This is a genomic window from Cupriavidus sp. Met-2 (assembly GCF_049843575.1).
Classification (GTDB): domain Bacteria; phylum Pseudomonadota; class Gammaproteobacteria; order Burkholderiales; family Burkholderiaceae; genus Cupriavidus; species Cupriavidus metallidurans.
This window is the reverse complement of record NZ_JBBHZL010000001.1, coordinates 122305-139580: the sequence shown is the minus strand read 5'-3', so window position 1 is coordinate 139580 and position 17276 is coordinate 122305. Positions and strand designations below refer to the sequence as shown.

General features: G+C 63.5%; 16 protein-coding genes and 1 tRNA gene. 14 read left to right on the top strand and 3 right to left on the bottom strand.

All coding sequences use genetic code 11. The annotated features are described in order from the left end of the window. Positions 1 to 16: 16 nt before the first annotated feature. The 9 genes from lptA (at position 17) to WD006_RS00655 (ending at position 7708) form a co-directional block, all read left to right on the top strand. Positions 17 to 661, top strand: coding sequence for a lipopolysaccharide transport periplasmic protein LptA (gene lptA / locus WD006_RS00695; RefSeq protein ID WP_011515191.1), 645 nt, complete (start codon positions 17 to 19; stop codon positions 659 to 661). Between the two features lie 25 nt (positions 662 to 686). Further along, a complete protein-coding gene (lptB, locus tag WD006_RS00690; protein ID WP_011515190.1) occupies positions 687 to 1478 on the top strand; it encodes an LPS export ABC transporter ATP-binding protein in 792 nt (263 codons plus the stop codon). Positions 1479 to 1601: 123 nt separating this feature from the next. Continuing rightward, on the top strand, positions 1602 to 3080 hold the full coding sequence (locus tag WD006_RS00685; RefSeq protein ID WP_011515189.1) for an RNA polymerase factor sigma-54: 1479 nt from the start codon (positions 1602 to 1604) through the stop codon (positions 3078 to 3080). A gap of 50 nt (positions 3081 to 3130) precedes the next feature. After that, positions 3131 to 3484, top strand: coding sequence for a ribosome hibernation-promoting factor, HPF/YfiA family (gene hpf, locus WD006_RS00680; protein WP_008650960.1), 354 nt, complete (start codon positions 3131 to 3133; stop codon positions 3482 to 3484). 476 nt (positions 3485 to 3960) lie between these two features. Next, positions 3961 to 4416 (top strand): PTS IIA-like nitrogen regulatory protein PtsN, encoded by a 456-nt coding sequence (ptsN, locus tag WD006_RS00675; RefSeq protein ID WP_017511024.1) that lies wholly within the window; start codon positions 3961 to 3963, stop codon positions 4414 to 4416. 68 nt (positions 4417 to 4484) lie between these two features. Continuing rightward, on the top strand, positions 4485 to 5456 hold the full coding sequence (gene hprK, locus WD006_RS00670; protein WP_008650955.1) for an HPr(Ser) kinase/phosphatase: 972 nt from the start codon (positions 4485 to 4487) through the stop codon (positions 5454 to 5456). Between the two features lie 205 nt (positions 5457 to 5661). Continuing rightward, positions 5662 to 6003 (top strand): PsiF family protein, encoded by a 342-nt coding sequence (locus WD006_RS00665; RefSeq protein ID WP_017511023.1) that lies wholly within the window; start codon positions 5662 to 5664, stop codon positions 6001 to 6003. 114 nt (positions 6004 to 6117) lie between these two features. After that, positions 6118 to 7008, top strand: coding sequence for an RNase adapter RapZ (gene rapZ, locus WD006_RS00660; protein WP_011515185.1), 891 nt, complete (start codon positions 6118 to 6120; stop codon positions 7006 to 7008). 46 nt (positions 7009 to 7054) lie between these two features. Beyond that, positions 7055 to 7708, top strand: a complete 654-nt coding sequence (locus tag WD006_RS00655) for an LON peptidase substrate-binding domain-containing protein (protein ID WP_011515184.1) — start codon at positions 7055 to 7057, stop codon at positions 7706 to 7708. 21 nt (positions 7709 to 7729) lie between these two features. On the opposite strand, the gene mutY is transcribed toward WD006_RS00655, so the two are convergent. From mutY to mutM, 3 genes are all read right to left on the bottom strand, one after another. Further along, the gene (gene mutY, locus WD006_RS00650) at positions 7730 to 8881 is read right to left on the bottom strand and encodes an A/G-specific adenine glycosylase (RefSeq protein WP_029306756.1); all 1152 of its coding nucleotides are present in this window, start codon (positions 8879 to 8881) and stop codon (positions 7730 to 7732) included. A 130-nt stretch (positions 8882 to 9011) separates the two neighbouring features. Beyond that, complete coding sequence (locus WD006_RS00645; protein ID WP_029306757.1) at positions 9012 to 10955, bottom strand: dynamin family protein; 1944 nt, start codon at positions 10953 to 10955, stop codon at positions 9012 to 9014. A 332-nt stretch (positions 10956 to 11287) separates the two neighbouring features. Next, positions 11288 to 12181, bottom strand: a complete 894-nt coding sequence (gene mutM / locus WD006_RS00640) for a bifunctional DNA-formamidopyrimidine glycosylase/DNA-(apurinic or apyrimidinic site) lyase (RefSeq protein WP_011515181.1) — start codon at positions 12179 to 12181, stop codon at positions 11288 to 11290. Between the two features lie 270 nt (positions 12182 to 12451). Between mutM and WD006_RS00635 the strand changes: the two genes are divergently transcribed. The 5 genes from WD006_RS00635 (at position 12452) to WD006_RS00615 (ending at position 17127) form a co-directional block, all read left to right on the top strand. Further along, positions 12452 to 14359: a tetratricopeptide repeat protein gene (locus tag WD006_RS00635; protein ID WP_011515180.1), complete on the top strand. Its 1908-nt coding sequence runs from the start codon at positions 12452 to 12454 to the stop codon at positions 14357 to 14359. Positions 14360 to 14444: 85 nt separating this feature from the next. After that, complete coding sequence (gene lolB / locus WD006_RS00630; RefSeq protein ID WP_011515179.1) at positions 14445 to 15059, top strand: lipoprotein insertase outer membrane protein LolB; 615 nt, start codon at positions 14445 to 14447, stop codon at positions 15057 to 15059. Then, positions 15056 to 15934, top strand: a complete 879-nt coding sequence (gene ispE / locus WD006_RS00625) for a 4-(cytidine 5'-diphospho)-2-C-methyl-D-erythritol kinase (protein WP_011515178.1) — start codon at positions 15056 to 15058, stop codon at positions 15932 to 15934. Before lolB ends, ispE begins: the two co-directional genes overlap by 4 nt. 67 nt (positions 15935 to 16001) lie before the next feature. Further along, positions 16002 to 16078, top strand: a tRNA-Gln gene (locus tag WD006_RS00620). Positions 16079 to 16173: 95 nt separating this feature from the next. Continuing rightward, positions 16174 to 17127: a ribose-phosphate pyrophosphokinase gene (locus WD006_RS00615; RefSeq protein WP_008650936.1), complete on the top strand. Its 954-nt coding sequence runs from the start codon at positions 16174 to 16176 to the stop codon at positions 17125 to 17127. Positions 17128 to 17276 lie beyond the last annotated feature (149 nt).

Here is a 17276-nt window from a genome sequence, read left to right as displayed (position 1 = left end):
TTCAGCAAAGCCAAAAATGACTGCTTCCCTGACGACATCGTCCTGTCGCCGCACCGCGCCCGCCCTGATGGCGGCCATCGCCGCCATCGGCCTGTTCCTGGCCCAGCCTGCTTTCGCCGAGCGCGCGGACCAGACCAAGCCGCTGGTGCTGGAAGCCGACAATGCCAGCTACGATGACGTCAAGCAGATCTACACTCTGACCGGCAACGTGGTGCTGACCAAGGGCACGATGGTGCTGAAGTCTGACGCCGCCGAACTCCGCACCGACCCCGAGGGTTACCAGTACGCCATCGCCACCTCCAAGCCGGGCCGCCAGGCCTATATCCGCCAGAAACGCGACGGCGTGGACGAGTACATCGACGGCTGGGGTGACCGCATCGAATACGACGGCAAGTCGGAGATCAACAAGCTGATCGGCAATGCACGCGCGGCGCGTGTTTCCGGTGTCGGCGCGAAGATCCTGGATGAAATCCGCGGCGCGGTAATCACGTACGACAGCCGCAATGAGTTCTATACCGCAACCGGCGGCGACAACAACGCGTCAGCCGGGAACCCTTCTGGCCGCGTGCGCGCTGTGCTGTCGCCGCGCGCGAACCAGGCCAGCGCGCCCGCCGGCGCGCCGCTCGACCTGAAGCCGTCCTCACAGCCGGCCAAGCCCTGACCGTTTCAAGCTCTATCCGTACCCGATGAACGATACCGCCACGCTCGCCGATCAGGCTTCTTCCGCCCCATCCACGGATAGCAGCACGCTGGTCGTGCGCCATCTGAAGAAGCGCTATGGCTCGCGCACCGTGGTCAAGGACGTCTCGCTCGACGTCAAGAGCGGCGAGGTCGTCGGCCTGCTCGGCCCGAACGGCGCGGGCAAGACCACGTCGTTCTACATGATCGTCGGACTGGTCGCGCTGGACGAAGGCGATATCGTGCTCGATGGCCAGCACATCAGCGGCCTGGCCATCCACGAGCGCGCGCGCATGGGACTGTCCTACCTCCCGCAGGAAGCCTCTGTCTTCCGCAAGCTCAACGTGGAGGAGAACATCCGCGCGGTGCTGGAACTGCAGGTGGTCAACGGCAAGCCGCTGCCCAAGCAGGAAATCGATCGCCGGCTCGACTCGCTGCTCGATGACCTGCAGATCGCCCACCTGCGCAACAACCCGGCGCTGTCGCTGTCGGGCGGCGAGCGCCGCCGCGTGGAAATCGCGCGCGCGCTGGCGTCGGCGCCGCGCTTCATCCTGCTCGACGAACCATTCGCGGGCGTGGACCCGATCGCCGTGGGCGAGATCCAGCGCATCGTCAGCTTCCTGAAGGCACGCAACATCGGCGTGCTGATTACCGACCACAACGTGCGCGAAACGCTGGGCATCTGCGACCACGCATACATCATCAGCGAAGGCACCGTGCTGGCCGAGGGACAGCCCGAGGAAATCATCGCCAACGAGTCTGTGCGACGCGTCTATCTGGGCGAGAACTTCCGCATGTGATCAAGCGGCCGCGACGCCGCTTTGCAGCATTCGTCAACTAGCCGTTGGCGATCACGAAGTGTCAGCGATAGGCGATAGCAATTTCCGTTCCAACAACGGGAAGATGCGCATAGAATAGGTCGCATGAAACCATCGCTTCAGCTTCGACTTTCCCAGCATCTGGCTCTGACTCCTCAACTGCAGCAGTCCATCCGGCTGCTGCAGTTATCCACACTGGAGCTGCAACAGGAAGTCGAGCAGGCGCTGACCGAGAATCCACTGCTCGAACGCGAGAACGACTGGATCGAAAGCCCGCTGCGCGTGGCCGCGGACGGGTCGGTCAACGTGCAAAGCGCCCCGGCGCCAGCATCTTCCGAACCGCAAGGTAACGGCGACGATCGCGCGAACGGCGCCAATGGCGAAGACGACAGCTACGGCGACAGCGCGGGTGACGATTACGGCAGCGACTGGAGCCTGGACGATTTCGCTCGCCGGCCTCAGGGCGATGATGACGAGAAGACGCCGATGCAGCTTCGCGAAGCGGAACCCACGCTGCGCGAATACCTGATGGAACAGCTCACGCCGCTGAAGATCTCCACGCGTGACAAGGGCCTGGCCATCTTCCTGATCGAGTCGCTTGACGACGACGGCTACCTGGGCGCAACGCTCGACGAGATCTGTTCGGAACTGCCCAAGGAACTCGAATTCGAAGTCGATGAAGTGCAGGCGATACTGACCCTGCTGCAGAGCTTCGACCCGCCTGGCGTGGGTGCGCGCAACGCGGCGGAATGCCTCACCCTGCAACTGCGCCGTCTGCAACATCCGCAGCGGGACCTTGCATTATCGATCGTCAACCACCACCTGGAGTTATTGGCCGTGCGTGACTACACGCGGCTCAAGAAAGCCCTGCAGGTTGACGAAATTGCACTTAAGGCCGCGCACGATCTGATCCGCTCGCTCGCACCGTATCCCGGACATGCCTACAGCCGTCCGGAAGCGGACTTCGTGGTACCGGATGTGTTCGTGCGCAAGAGTGGCAGTAGCTGGATCGCACAGCTCAATCCCGACGTGATGCCGCGTCTGCGCATCAACGACATGTACGCGCAGATTTTGCGCGGTGCAAAAGGGGAAGCGGGCGCGGCCGGGCTGCAGCAGAAGCTCCAGGAGGCGCGGTGGCTCATCAAGAACATTCAGCAGCGTTTCGACACGATCCTGCGTGTTGCGCAGGCAATTGTGGAGCGTCAAAGGAACTTTTTCTCGCACGGGGAAATCGCGATGCGCCCCTTGGTTTTGCGGGAGATTGCCGATACACTGGGTCTACACGAGTCGACCATTTCCCGGGTGACTACGAATAAATACATGGCCACGCCGATGGGTACTTTCGAGTTGAAGTACTTCTTTGGTAGCCACGTCTCCACGGAGACTGGCGGCGCGGCCTCATCCACGGCGATCCGCGCGCTGATCAAGCAACTGATAGGAGCCGAAGAACCCAGGAATCCCCTTTCCGACAGCCGCATCGCCGAGTTGCTGGGCGAACAGGGCTTTGTGGTCGCACGCCGCACGGTGGCCAAGTACCGCGAAGCGCTGAAGATCCCCGCAGTCAATCTCCGCAAGACTTTGTAGCCGAGCCGCAACCGCCTGCCTGGTGCGGCTCTTTCAGAAGGAGAAGCGCTATGAACTTCAAGATCAGTGGACACCACCTCGACATCACGCCGCCGCTGCGTGAGTATGTGGAAACGAAACTGGAGCGAATTGTCAGACATTTCGATCAGGTCATTGGCGTAAGCGTGCTGCTATCCGTAGACAACCATAAGGAAAAGGACAAGCGTCAGTACGCGGAAATCAACCTGCACCTCAAGGGCAAGGACATCTTCGTCGAAGCGCATCATGAAGACCTTTATGCTGCAATCGACTGCCTGGTCGACAAGCTCGACCGCCAGGTGATCCGCTACAAGGACCGCGTGCAAGGGCATGACCGGGAAGCGGTCAAGTACCAGATGGCCGCCGAACAACTACAACAACAATAAGTTGGCGGCGACACCAGGTCGCCCCTTAGAGGATAGATAGGAAGAGCAAAGCCGCGCATCTGCGCGGCTTTTTTGATGGGCGCGAGGCGGACGCGCCGCTGGCGCACCCGTTACCCGAGTACCAGCCCTGCAACATTTGGTCAGCCGGGGGTGTTCGCAACTGACGCCGCTCGGTGTATGCTGCGCCATACAACAACTACAGACAGGACGGCCCCGGACAACCGGCCCGGCATTCCGCGTGGCAAAAGATCACGCGATGGCGGGTGGCAGTTTTCTGGGTGGGCAATCCGACCGGCAAGCTCGCGGCACCACTCGCGGCGCCGGCGCCGCAGCGCACAAGTGCGCAGTGGCCCTGCTCTATAATGGCCGGACGCTCCAATGCGGGCGTCCTTTTGCGCTCAATAGCCTGAATTGCCCAACGCAGCGGGACGACTCATGTGCGTCGGCTCGCCTTTCTGACTCCTCGTGCATCGCCCATGAATCGTTTGGCCAAATTGCTGCCACCCGGCAACATTAATCTCGACGTCACCGTCACCAGCAAGAAGCGGGTCTTCGAGCAAGCCGGGCTCCTGTTCGAGAACAACCATGGCGTAGCCCGGGCCACCGTGACCGACAACCTGTTCGCGCGCGAATCGCTCGGGTCCACCGGTCTTGGCGCCGGCGTCGCCATTCCGCATGGCCGCATCAAGGGACTCAAGCAGCCTCTGGCTGCCTTCATGCGCCTGGCCGAGCCAATTCCGTTCGAATCGCCCGACGGCAAACCGGTGTCGCTGCTGATCTTCCTGCTTGTGCCCGAGCAGGCCACCCAGCAGCATCTGGAGATTCTTTCGGAAATCGCCCAGTTGTTGTCGGACCGGGAAATGCGTGAAGGACTGGCCACGTTACCCACGCCCGAAGCGGTCCACGAGTTACTGACCCAGTGGCACCCCTGACACGACGGCAGGCCAGCGCAGCCTGACGCGATACCCGCGATACAGCCCCTCCCGAAAAGTCATCCCGCATGGAACTCACCGGCGTCACCTCCCAGTCGATCTTCGACGACAACGCAGCCGACATCAAACTCTCCTGGGTCGCCGGTCTGGAAGGGGCCGATCGTGCCTTCGACGTGGAATTCGCGCGGGAGGCAACATCGGCTGCCGATCTGGTCGGCCACCTGAACCTGATCCACCCGAACCGGATTCAGGTACTCGGCAAACCCGAGATCCTTTACTACCAGCGCCTCGACGACGAACCCCGCAAGCGTCAGATGGGCGAGCTGATCCTGCTGGAGCCGCCATTCCTGGTGGTGGCGGATGGCATGGAGCCGCCGCCCGACCTGGAACTGCGCTGCACGCGCTCATCGACTCCACTGTTCACGACGCCGGTATCCTCGGCGGCCGTCATCGACCACCTCCGCCTGTACCTGTCGCGCATCTCCGCACCGCGCGTCACCATGCACGGCGTGTTCCTCGACATCCTCGGCATGGGCGTGCTGATCATGGGTGAGTCGGGCCTTGGCAAGAGCGAACTGGGCCTGGAACTGATCTCGCGCGGACACGGCCTGGTGGCCGACGACGCCGTCGATTTCGTGCGGCTTGGCCCGGATTTCATTGAGGGCCGCTGCCCGCCGCTGCTGCAGAACCTGCTTGAAGTCCGCGGCCTGGGCCTGCTCGACATCAAGACGATCTTCGGTGAGACCGCCGTGCGGCGGAAGATGAAGCTCAAGCTCGTGGTGCAATTGGTGCGCCGCAACGACGGCGAGTTCGAGCGCCTGCCGCTTGATTCCCAGTACCTCGACGTTCTTGGCCTCCCGATCCACATGGTGAAGATCCAGGTGGCAGCCGGCCGAAACCTCGCCGTGCTGGTGGAAGCCGCCGTCCGCAACACGATACTGCGCCTGCGCGGCATCGATACCCTCCGCGACTTCATGGATCGTCAGCGGGCAGCAATGCAGGCTGACGTGGTTTCCCGCGGCCAGGGTCGGCTGCTCTGATCAGACAATTCCGGCAGTTTTGTGAAACGCCGGCGTCGCTTTCAATTGCTTACAAGCGGCCGGCCTCCCCTCGTCAACGCGCTTTGGGCGTGCGCCGTTTTGTGCTTCAATGGGCATCGAGCCCAGTCCGGTACCGCCAGCCGCCGCGCTGCATCCTGAAGGTCGGCGTCCGGCCATGATGTGTTTCCACAGCCAGGAGAGAAGCATGAAGAAACTGATCGCGATGTGCGTGCTGGTTACCCCTCTGTTCGCCACGGGCGCGTTCGCCCAAGGCGCCTCGGCCCCGGCCGCTGAAAAATCTGGCAAAGCCCCGACCGCGCAGCAAGAAAAGATGTCGGCCTGCTCCAAGCAGAACAAGGGCAAGAAGGGCGACGACTACAAGAAGTCCATGAGCGATTGTCTGTCGGGCAGCGCGGCAGCCACCGCGCCGGCCGCACCGAAGACCCAGCAGGAAAAGATGTCGGCCTGCTCGAAGGAAAACAAGGGCAAGAAGGGCGACGACTACAAGAAGTCCATGAGCGATTGCTTGTCAAAGCCGGCGGCCTGATCGCCAGATCTGACAGATCCCGTGGCAATGATGGCGAATCGGCGACGATTCGCCATTTTGCTTTAGGGAAGGTGTCATGACGCCGCCATCACGCGATGCTATGCTTGCATCGCTATGCGGATCATCCTTATCACCGGAATTTCCGGCTCAGGCAAGTCAGTCGCGCTGAACGTACTGGAGGACGCGGGGTACTACTGCGTCGACAACTTGCCGGCCCAGTTCATCCCCGATCTCGCCTGCTATCTGGCGGATCAGGGTTACTCACAGCTTGGTGTCGCCACCGACATTCGCAGCCGCGAATCGCTCGCGCGACTGCCCGATACGGTGCGAGAGCTGGCCGCGAACCATCAGGTACAGGTGCTGTACCTGACCGCCAGCACCGATGCGCTGGTTCAGCGCTACTCGGAAACGCGCCGGCGCCACCCGCTTTCGGCACAAGTCGACGTTGGCGCGGCCGCTGGCACGCCCAACGATACCTCGCTGATCGAGGCCATCGAGAAGGAGCGGGAGCTGCTAAGCCCGCTGGCGGAATCGGCTCACCGCATCGACACCAGCAACGTGCGCACCAATACGCTGCGCAGCTGGATCAAGGAACTGATTCAAGACGAGAACGAGAACAAGAACAGCCAGCAGCTCACGCTGCTGTTTGAATCGTTCGGGTTCAAGCACGGCGTGCCCAGCGACGCCGATCTCGTCTTCGACGTGCGCTCCCTGCCGAACCCCTATTACGATCTCGCGCTGCGCCCGCTCACTGGGCGCGATGCGCCAGTCATCGACTTCCTGCAGAGCCAGCCAATGGTGCTGGCCATGGCCGAGGATATCCGCGCCTATGTGGAGAAGTGGCTGCCGAGTTTCATTGCGGACAACCGCAGCTACCTGACCGTCACCATCGGCTGCACCGGAGGCCAGCACCGTTCCGTGTTCATCGCGGAAAGACTTGCCAACTACTTCCGGGCACATGGTAATGTGCTGGTCAGACACCGCGAGTTGGCCCCCGCTGGCTGACGCGCGGCGCCCCGCCGTTTTCCCATGACTGGAGCCGGCCAACCGCATGTCGACCTTTCTTTCCGGCACCGCATCCGATTCCGCTACCCTGGATGCGCTGCCGCTGTTCCCTCTGCACACGGTCCTGTTTCCAGACGGCCGTCTGCCTCTCCGTGTATTCGAGAAACGCTACGTCGACATGGTGCGCAACTGTATGCGCGACCATCTGCCGTTCGGCGTCTGTCTGATTGCCACCGGAGAGGAAGTCGCGCAGCCGGGCCAGACCACCGAACCTGAATCCATCGGCTGTCTTGCGGAGATCGTCGATTGCAACGTGGAGCAACTCGGCGTCCTGCTGATTGAAACACGCGGACGCCAACGCTTCCGGGTGCTGTCCCACGCCACGCGCGATGACGGCTTGCTCGTGGCGAACGTGGAACTGCTGCCTCCGGATGTCATCGACTGCAAGCTGGAATTGCTGGGCGAGTGCCTGGCCGCGTTGCGTCGAATCGTGACCTCGCTCCACACAGACCAGCCCGACAAGCCGAAACTGCCCTTCGGAGAGCCCTATCTCTGGGACGATCCGAGCTGGGTGGTCAACCGGCTGTGCGAGTTGTTGCCGGTGCCACTCAAGGCCAAGCAGATGCTGATGGAGCTACCTGATGCCGGCGTGCGCATCGAGATCGTGCATCGCTACATGCGACAGCACCACATCGTCTGAGCCGCTTTCTGAACGGGCAACTCAGAAAAGTCCGAGCCTCGCCTGATCTTCCAGCAGCTTGCGCACCGGGGCCGGGGTGCCCAGCATATCGAGATCGTCAAGAGACAGCCACCGGCTCGCGGCATCACCTTCAAGCGCGACAGTGTCCAGATCGACGCGAATCGCGCGAATCAGCAAGCGAAAATGAGTAAACACGTGCGTCAGCTCGCCAGCCAGATATGCGCGCGCAGGCAAGCCATACGCGCGGGCTAACTCCAGCGCCGATTCCTCGGCGGCCTCCGAATCGAACGGTACCGTGTCGACCGGCATTTCGGGCAGGCTCCACAACCCGCCCCAGATGCCGCGGCTGGGACGCAACTGCACCAGCACATCACGTCCATGCCGGACGATCAGCATCACGGTGCTGCGCTCCGGAATCGCCGCGCGTGGCTTCGGCGTGGGCAGCACGGCGGTGAGGTTGTCCTTGCGGGCCAGGCAATCGGCTACGAGCGGGCACGCCTCTGCGTCGGCCAGACAGGCTGGCTTGCCGCGCGAGCAAATCGTGGCGCCGAGGTCCATCAATCCCTGCGTGTAGGCCACCATGTGATCTGCCTGATGACGTCCGGCAGGCGGCAGCGCCTGTTCGGCCAGCGCCCACATCCGATTTTCGATCGCACGCTCGCCGGGATAACCGTGAATGCCGAACACCCGCGCGAAGACGCGCTTGACGTTGCCGTCAAGGATCGGAGAACGAACGCCGGCACTGAACGCCGCGATCGCCGCAGCCGTGGAGCGACCGATGCCGGGCAGCGTCACGAGCACCTCGGGGTCGGTCGGAAACACGCCAGCGTGCTCATCCACCACGGTCTTGGCGCAGCGATGAAGATTGCGCGCGCGCGAGTAGTAGCCCAGCCCGGCCCACAATGCCATGACCTCGTCGGCAGACGCTGCCGCCAGAGCGGCAACCGTGGGCAGCGCCGTCACGAAGCGCTGGAAATACTCGATCACCGCTGCCACCTGCGTCTGCTGCAGCATGATCTCGGACAGCCAGATGCGATACGGATCGCGTGTGTTCTGCCAGGGCAGGTCGTGCCGTCCGTGCTGGCGCTGCCACGTCACCACGCGCATACCGAAATCGGATGGCACGGCGATGGTTTCGGGCATGGCGGGGGCGGCGGCAGGCTTGCGGGGCATTGCGGGATCTTGAAAAGAAAAAGCGCCGCTCACTGGCGGCGCCACATGATACATCGGCGGTTGCAATACCCTTCCCAGATGGCCGGGCCTGCCCCCTCCCCCACAAGTGGACGAGGGGGGAACGCACCGACTACGCCGCGCGCGCCGTTGCTTCCGGGGGCGCGTCCACCAGCCTGCGCGCAAAGCTCTCGATCTTGGTGCTCCGCTCATCGAGCCCGTTCAGCACTTCCTCAAGTTCGGCAATGCGCGATTCCAGCGTGTCCGTGGCCTCGTGGATACGCTCGATCGAATCGACGCGTCGGCGCAATTGCTTCTGGTGCTCGCGTACCTGCGCCTCGAGCGGCGTCATCACCGACTTCAGCCAGATCTCGATATCGCGATTCAGATCGCGGAAGTTCTCGAGCACGCGGCTGGCCATCGTCGCGAACGCGTTCTGCACCAGTTGCGGACGCGAGCGCGTCAGCATGTGCACGGCGCCGAAATGCGTGTTCACCAATTGCAGCGTTTCCTGCAGTTCGTTGGTATAGCGCGACGTCACGAACTGCATCGGCGAAGGCAGCGTGAAACCATGTTCGGCATTGAAGCGCCGATACATGCTTTCCACGAGCTGGTGCAAGCCGACGATCTTCTGATCGGCGTCGGTAATCAACCCGGTAAGCTGGCCGAACAGCGCTTCCATATCCTCGCGCAGGCCGCGCGAGAAGAAGCGCTCCTTCATTTGCTCGCGCGCATCGCGCATCGTGCGGCGCACGTCGCGCAGTTGCAGGCTCTTGATGATGTCCGCGCTATGCCGCCCGAAGACCAGCCGCAGCGCCTGGAACTTCGCGATGCTCTGCTCGAACTCCTCCTTCTCGCTCTGCACGCGCATCAGCATGTGCTTGACCATCGCATGATTCTTGCCACGCAGGCCGCGTAACTCGAACAACTGCTCGACGATATCGCGCCGGCGGCTCTGCAGCAGTTGCTGGGCGCCGCGCGACATCTCCTGCACCAAGCGCTGTACCTGGTCGGCCACGATCTCGCGTCGCTGCGGAATGAGCTGGTCCGACAGCACGTGCTCGAACTGCATCAGGTTGCTGCGCACGAGCATCGGCTCGTCGTTGGTGACCTTGGCCACCAAGCCCTTCTGTGCCGATACCGGGTAGACCCGGCGTTCCTCGATGCCGAGCGTCTGCGCGGTCGTACGGACCTGGCGCGAAATCTCCGACGCAATCTCGGATGATGACTTGAGCGGGTCCCAGAGACCATCGATCTTGTTCAGCACGGCCAGGCAGCCGCGGCGATGGCCGGCGCCCACATGGCTGCGCCAGAGATCGAGGTCGCTCTTGGTCACGCCGGCATCGGCGGCCAGCACGAATACCACCACGTGCGCATCGGGAATCAGGCGCAGCGTCAGTTCAGGTTCGGTACCGATCGCGTTCAGGCCCGGCGTGTCCAGGATCACCAGACCCTGGCGCAGCAGCGGATGCGGGAAGTTGATCACCGCATGGCGCCAGCGCGAGATCTCCACCATGCCATCGGCGTCCACTGCCCAGGCGGCATCCGGATCGTTCTCGTTGTACAGGCCCAGCGCCTCGGCCTCGGCCGGGCTCACGCGCGTGGTCTCCACCACGTGCTGGAACGCGGCCAGCATGCCCTCGGGTGACGACGGGTCGAGCGGTACCGTAGTCCAGTGAGAATTCGCCGAACCGGGCTCCATGAAGTCCGCCGTGGACGCATCCTGCAAGCGCGTCTCGATCGGCAGCAGCCGGATGCACGGCGCCTCGTTCTCGTCGTAGCGCAACTCCGTCGGGCACATCGTGGTGCGGCCCGCCGACGACGGCAAGATGCGCCGACCGTAGTCGGCAAAGAAGATGGCGTTGATCAGTTCGCTCTTGCCGCGCGAGAACTCGGCGATGAACGCGACCTTGAGCCGGTCGCTCCTGAGCACGTTCTGGATGCGCTGCACGCGGTCTTCCGCGGTGGCGTCATAAAGATCGTATTGCTGCAGCCAGGACTGGAAGTCGGCGAGAGAATGAAGAACCCCGGTTCTCCAGGCGCCATATTGTTCGAATTGCTGTGCGAGGCTCGTCATGGAGTGGTTCGCTTTTCGGCTCGGATTTATTGGTTTCGGGCTCGTATTGCACAACTGGCCCCGGGATGGTTCCACTGACCCTGCGGTCCCTGGGCAAGTCGACGGCCAGGTCCATGCCCCGTCGACAGGGTGGCTTGGCGCATTTTGTAACTTTTTATGTCTGCGCACACGATACAGGTTTCTTGCACGATTTTGTGGAATTCACGCCCCTTACGGCATTCCACTTGCGCGAGTGTTGCGCCGACCCATCGGCAGGCGATTTCAACAAGAAATCCAGACCGGTTCGGCGCGTGCCAGACCGTCCCGGACAGGCTTTGCGCCCCGGTGACGGATCAATGCTGGCAGTGCGGGCAATAGAACGTCGATCGCTGGCCTTGCAGGATCTGACGGATCGGAGTGCCGCAAATGCGACATGGCTCGCCGGCACGATCGTAGACAAAACAGTCGAGCTGGAAATAGCCGCTACTGCCGTCGCTGCCGACGAAGTCGCGCAATGTGCTGCCGCCGCGTGCGATGGCCTCCGCCAGCGTCTCGCGCACGGCCACGGCCAGCTTCTCGCAACGCGCCAGGCTCAGCCGCCCGGCCTGCGTGGTCGGCCGAATGCCCGCGCGAAACAGGCTCTCGGAGCAGTAGATGTTGCCAACGCCGACGACCACGTCGCCCGCCAGCAGAGCCTGCTTGATCGCCATGGAGCGCCCGCGCATGCCACGATGTAGCCAGGCGCCGTCGAAGCGCGGGTCGAAGGGCTCGATGCCGAGCCTGCTCAGCAGCGGATGCCCGGGCAGGTCCGATTCGGCAAGCGGAGTCCAGAGAATGGCGCCGAAGCGGCGCGGGTCGCGGAAACGCAGGACAACCGGCTCTGCCTCCGCGGTATCCGGGCCGGCAGCCAGCAACAGGTCGAGATGATCGTGCGCGCCCGGCGCGGGCGGAGCGGGATAGACGCGCAGCGTGCCCGTCATGCCCAGGTGCACCAGCAGCCAGCCCGGCGCGGCGTCCTCGCCTGTCCCCGCCCGGGTCGCGTCGGCCGGCGGCAGGCATTCCAGCAGCAGATACTTGCCGCGTCGCTCGATACGGCCGATGATGCGGCCCGTCAGTCGCGCCTCCAACTCCGGCTCGACCGGCCAGCGCAAGCCCCGGTGGCGCACGATCACGTCGGCAATGCGGCGGCCCACTACGTGTGGCAGCAACCCGCGCCGCGTAACTTCGACTTCCGGCAGTTCTGGCATCGCCCCCCCTTTAGTCCATCCGCCGGCCGGCAGCAGGCTTCCGGACCCTTGTCAGCCCTTATCTAATCAGTTCCCAAGAACCTCTTGCCTGTTTTTCTGATCCAACGAGGCAGGATTTGCCCTGCCATGTGACCGGAAGCGGCGCGCATTGTGCGGGTTGCCGTACGTAGCCAACCCAAGGGCGCCGGGCAAGGCAAGCAGCGCATTGTAGCGGCAGGCTACAATGCCTCCATTGACTGCAACGCCCCCGCGCGCCGGAGCATCGATTTCATGCAGGACCATCTTTCGTCCTTTCAGGCCATGCGCCCGGAATCTTCGCAAATGAAAGCTTTCACTGTCACCGGTCCGACGATTTCCCCCGCCGGACGTTTCCGTCGCCATGCGCGCGCCTTGGGCGTGGCCGCGTGCCTGGCGCTGGTTTCGCTCGCTTCCCATGCCGCATCGGCCAAGGTTGCCCAGAACGATGACGAGGTCATCGACGTTCCGGCGCCATCGTCGGCAGCACGCGCGCAGCGGACGCCGCTACCCAATGTTTCGCTGTCGCCGGACATCCTCTACCGGGTGCTGGCGGCGGAAATCTCGCTGCAACGTGGGATGGCCGGCGCGTCATACCGGACCTATCTTGATCTTGCTCGCGAAACGCGTGACCCGAGACTGGCCCAGCGCGCCACCGAAATCGCATTCAACGCGCGCAGTTCGCAGCAGGCGCTGGATGGCGCCCGGCTATGGTCCGAGCTGGCGCCGAAATCGCCGGCGGCAAGCCAGGTCCTGGCAACTCTGCTCGTGCTCAACGGACGCTGGGAGGAAGCCGAGCCCCTGCTGAGCCGCCAACTGGCGACGGCGCCGGCCGCGCATCGCGGGGACGCCATCCTGCAATTGCAGCAGCAGATGTCGCGCACGAGTGACCCCGCAGGCGCAGTCGCCGTGCTCCAGCGCCTGACCGCCAACGATTCGAAGCTGCCGGAAACCCACCTGGCCCTGGCGCGTGCGCAAGAGATCGCCGGAAACAGCCAAGGTGCACTGACCGAGCTTGATGAGGCACTTCGACTCAAGCCCAATCTCGAGGCTGCCGCGCTCATGTCGGCCGAAATGCAAGCCGAATCGGCCCCCGACAAGTCGATCGCGGTGATGAAGCGCTTCCTGGCCAAGTCGCCCTCGTCGGTCAACGGCCACATCACGCTGGCAAGGCTGTATCTGCAACAGAACGACATGGATTCGGCCCGTGCCGAGTTCGAGGTCCTGCGCAAGGTTGCGCCGACCGATCCGCGCGTGCCGCTGGCTCTGGGACTGACCAGCCTGCAGGCGCGCAGTTATGACGATGCCGAACGCTATCTGAAGGAGTACCTGCAGATGGCGGAGAAGTCGCCGGCGGCCAACCCCGACATCGCGTACCAGTACCTGGCGCAGATCGCCGAGGAAAAGAAGGACTATCCCGCGGCAATCGACTGGCTCGACCGTATCGAGGACCCGCGCCTGACCCTGGCCGCGCAGGCCAAGCGTGGCCAATTGCTGGCACGCATGGGCAAGCTCGACGATGCGCAGGCCGTGTTTGGCGACATGCTGGCCGACGCCGAAGACATCCCCGATCCCGCGCAGCGCGCCCTGCGCATGTCCGCGATCCGCCAGGCCGAGGTGGCCGCGCTGATGGACAGCAAGGCATACGACCGCGCGCGCAAGGTGCTGGACGAGCGCGTCAAGGCCGAACCCGACAATGCGGACTGGATCTACGAACTGGCGATGCTCGACGAACGCGAGAAGCGCTACGACAGCATGGAGCGTGGGCTGCTCAAAGTGATCGCGCTGCAGCCCGACCAGAAGCAGGGCTACAACGCGCTCGGCTACTCGCTGGCCGACCGTAACGAGCGTCTGCCGGAAGCGCGCAAGCTGCTCGAACGCGCATCCGAGCTCGGACCGGATGACCCCTACATCATGGACAGCCTGGCGTGGGTCAAGTACCGTCAGGGCGAACTGCAGCCCGCGGCTGATCTGCTCAAGAACGCGTTTGCCAAGGCCCCCGAGGCCGAAATCGGCGCGCATCTGGGCGAGGTGCTCTGGCAGCTCGGCCAGCGCGACGAGGCACGCAAGACGTGGAACGAGGCGGCGAAGGTCGAGCCGGACAATCAGACGCTGATCGACACGCTGCGCCGTTACAACCAGAACGTCCTGCTGTCGAAGTAGTTCACATCAGGCAAGCACGTTGCACGCCCGGGCCAGTGCCCGGGCGGTTCGTTCTGGCGTGCGCCATTTATCCCAACACTTGAACATGCTCCGATCCCGTCGATTGGCCCTGCTCTGCCTGGCCACACCGCTCTGGCTCGCCGCGTGCGCCAGCGTGACGCCAACGCGCGGCTTCGATGCCAGCGAAACCGCCGCCAGCCAGCTTTACACCGGCCGGTTCTCCGCCAACTACGTCCGCTACGGCCGCAACGAAGGCGTACAGGGCAGCTTCCGCTGGCAGGAACAAGGCCGCAACGTGCGGCTCGATCTCGTTTCGCCGCTGGGCCAGACGCTGGCCATCGTTACGGCGACCCCATCCGGGGCCACGCTCGACCTGCCCAACGAGGCGCCGCGCAATGCGCCCGAGGTCGACAGCCTGATGGAGCAGGCGCTCGGATTCTCGTTGCCGGTATCGGGCATGCGCGACTGGCTGCATGGCCGCGCCGCGCCGGGCACACCATCGAACGTCACGCGCGACGCGAACGGCCGCCCCGACACTCTGCGGCAGAGTGGCTGGACCGTGCGCTACCTGGCCTGGCAGGACACGCCCGAGAACGCCACGCCCACGACCACGCTGCCCCGCCGTATCGACATGGCACGCGATGGCAATGAATCGCCGCTGTCGGTGCGGCTCGTAATCGACCCGGAGAACAAAGAATGACCGTCGGCACGGCCCTGCCGCCACCCGAGCTGCGCAACTGCCCGGCCCCAGCCAAGCTCAACCTGTTCCTGCACGTGACCGGCCGCCGCCCCGACGGCTACCACACGTTGCAGACCGTGTTCCAGCTCATCGACTGGTCTGACACGCTGCACTTCCATCGCCGTGACGATGGCGTGATCACGCGTGTTACCGACATCCCCGGGGTGCCGGCCGATACCGACCTCGTCGTGCGCGCGGCCCGCGCAATGCAGGCGGCCAGCGGCACGCGTTTCGGCGTGGACATCGCCATCGACAAGATCCTGCCCATGGGTGGCGGCATCGGCGGCGGGTCGTCCGACGCCGCCACCACGCTGCTGGCGCTGAACCGCCTGTGGGGCGTGAACCTGCCGCGCGAAGAACTGATGCGTATCGGCCTTTCGCTCGGCGCGGACGTGCCCGTATTCGTGTTCGGCCAGAACGCGTTCGCCGAGGGCGTGGGCGAGGAATTGACGCCCGTGGCGCTGCCGGACAGCTGGTTCGTGGTCATCCATCCACGGCAACATGTGCCGACCGCAGCAATATTTTCGGACGAACGCTTGACAAGGAATTCGCCAATCTCTATAGTTGCGGACTTCGCTGCTTGCACAAACAAATTCGCTTTCGGTCGCAACGATCTGGAAACGATAGCAACAGCGAAGTTCGGCGAAGTTGCCCGAGCCCTTGAGTGGCTGAAAAATTACAGTCCACATGCAAGGATGACCGGTTCCGGAGCCTGCGTATTTGCCCGCTTTGAAGACGAGCAGACTGCGCAGAGAGTGATGGAAAGGTTGCCATCCGAGTGGGATGGCAGGTGTGTGAAAAGTTTGTCACATCACCCGCTCGCAACGTTCGCGTAGCAGGTTTTCGCCTGGCGATGTACTGACGGTTTAAAGTCAGCGCAACGACAGACGTTAAAGGTTGTGTAGGGGAGTCGCCAAGTTGGTCAAGGCACCGGATTTTGATTCCGGCATTCGAAGGTTCGAATCCTTCTTCCCCTGCCATTACTTCCTATAGTGTCCAGAGCGGACATGCAGAAATTCGCTGCCGGCATTGCCGGTGGCGCAAAGCCCCCCCAGTAGCAAGACAGGTGCCCCGAATGAGCGTCGAAGGCTTGATGGTATTTACCGGCAATGCCAACCCTAAACTCGCGGAGGCTGTCGTACAGCACCTCGGCATTCCGCTCGGCAAGGCTCTGGTCGGCCGTTTCTCCGACGGTGAAGTCCAGGTAGAAATCCAGGAAAACGTTCGCGGCAAGCACGTCATCGTGCTGCAGTCGACCTGCGCGCCGACCAACGACAACCTGATGGAACTGATGGTGATGGTCGACGCGCTCAAGCGCGCTTCGGCACGCAGCATCACCGCAGCCATGCCCTACTTCGGCTATGCCCGCCAAGATCGCCGCCCGCGTTCGGCGCGCGTGGCCATCTCGGCCAAGATCGTGGCCAACATGCTGGAAGTGGCCGGCGTGGAACGCGTGCTGACGATGGACCTGCACGCTGACCAGATCCAGGGCTTCTTCGATATCCCCGTCGACAACATCTACGCATCCCCGGTCCTGCTTGGCGATCTGCGCGAGAAGAACTACGGCAATCTGCTGGTAGTGTCTCCGGACGTCGGCGGCGTGGTGCGCGCCCGTGCGCTGGCCAAGCAGCTCGACTGCGACCTGGCCATCATCGACAAGCGTCGCCCGAAGGCCAACGTGTCCGAGGTGATGAACATCATCGGTGAAGTCGCCGGCCGCAACTGCGTGATCATGGACGACATGATCGACACCGGCGGCACGCTGTGCAAGGCTGCGCAGGTGCTGAAGGAGCGTGGCGCCCAGAAGGTATTCGCGTACTGCACGCACCCGGTGCTGTCGGGTGGCGCGGTTGCCCGCATCGCCGCGTCCGCGCTGGACGAAGTGGTGGTGTGCGACACGATTCCGCTGTCTGACGAAGCCCGTCAGACCGGCAAGATCCGTCAGGTCACGACCGCCCCGCTGCTGGCCGAGACCTTCACCCGGATCGTCCGGGGCGATTCGATCATGTCGCTGTTCGCCGACGCCTGATCGGCACTGATCGGGACGGTACTGGCGGATACCTGCTAGAATATTTGGCTTTACTGCGTTGGCCGCCTGAATGGGCGGCCAACGTGATTCAGGCGGCGCAATCTCTTGATACGTGCCGCCAGTCGAGGCTGTCTGGTCGCGGACAGCCT

Coding starts and splice junctions, on each gene's coding strand:
- WD006_RS00655 (WP_011515184.1), top strand. CDS start 7,055: ATGTCGACCTTTCTTTCCGGCACCGCATCCGATTCCGCTACCCTGGAT.
- hpf (WP_008650960.1), top strand. CDS start 3,131: ATGAACTTCAAGATCAGTGGACACCACCTCGACATCACGCCGCCGCTG.
- hprK (WP_008650955.1), top strand. CDS start 4,485: ATGGAACTCACCGGCGTCACCTCCCAGTCGATCTTCGACGACAACGCA.
- mutY (WP_029306756.1), bottom strand. CDS start 8,881: ATGCCCCGCAAGCCTGCCGCCGCCCCCGCCATGCCCGAAACCATCGCC.
- WD006_RS00615 (WP_008650936.1), top strand. CDS start 16,174: ATGAGCGTCGAAGGCTTGATGGTATTTACCGGCAATGCCAACCCTAAA.
- ptsN (WP_017511024.1), top strand. CDS start 3,961: ATGAATCGTTTGGCCAAATTGCTGCCACCCGGCAACATTAATCTCGAC.
- rapZ (WP_011515185.1), top strand. CDS start 6,118: ATGCGGATCATCCTTATCACCGGAATTTCCGGCTCAGGCAAGTCAGTC.
- WD006_RS00665 (WP_017511023.1), top strand. CDS start 5,662: ATGAAGAAACTGATCGCGATGTGCGTGCTGGTTACCCCTCTGTTCGCC.
- lptA (WP_011515191.1), top strand. CDS start 17: ATGACTGCTTCCCTGACGACATCGTCCTGTCGCCGCACCGCGCCCGCC.
- WD006_RS00645 (WP_029306757.1), bottom strand. CDS start 10,955: ATGACGAGCCTCGCACAGCAATTCGAACAATATGGCGCCTGGAGAACC.
- ispE (WP_011515178.1), top strand. CDS start 15,056: ATGACCGTCGGCACGGCCCTGCCGCCACCCGAGCTGCGCAACTGCCCG.
- mutM (WP_011515181.1), bottom strand. CDS start 12,181: ATGCCAGAACTGCCGGAAGTCGAAGTTACGCGGCGCGGGTTGCTGCCA.
- lptB (WP_011515190.1), top strand. CDS start 687: ATGAACGATACCGCCACGCTCGCCGATCAGGCTTCTTCCGCCCCATCC.
- WD006_RS00685 (WP_011515189.1), top strand. CDS start 1,602: ATGAAACCATCGCTTCAGCTTCGACTTTCCCAGCATCTGGCTCTGACT.
- lolB (WP_011515179.1), top strand. CDS start 14,445: ATGCTCCGATCCCGTCGATTGGCCCTGCTCTGCCTGGCCACACCGCTC.
- WD006_RS00635 (WP_011515180.1), top strand. CDS start 12,452: ATGCAGGACCATCTTTCGTCCTTTCAGGCCATGCGCCCGGAATCTTCG.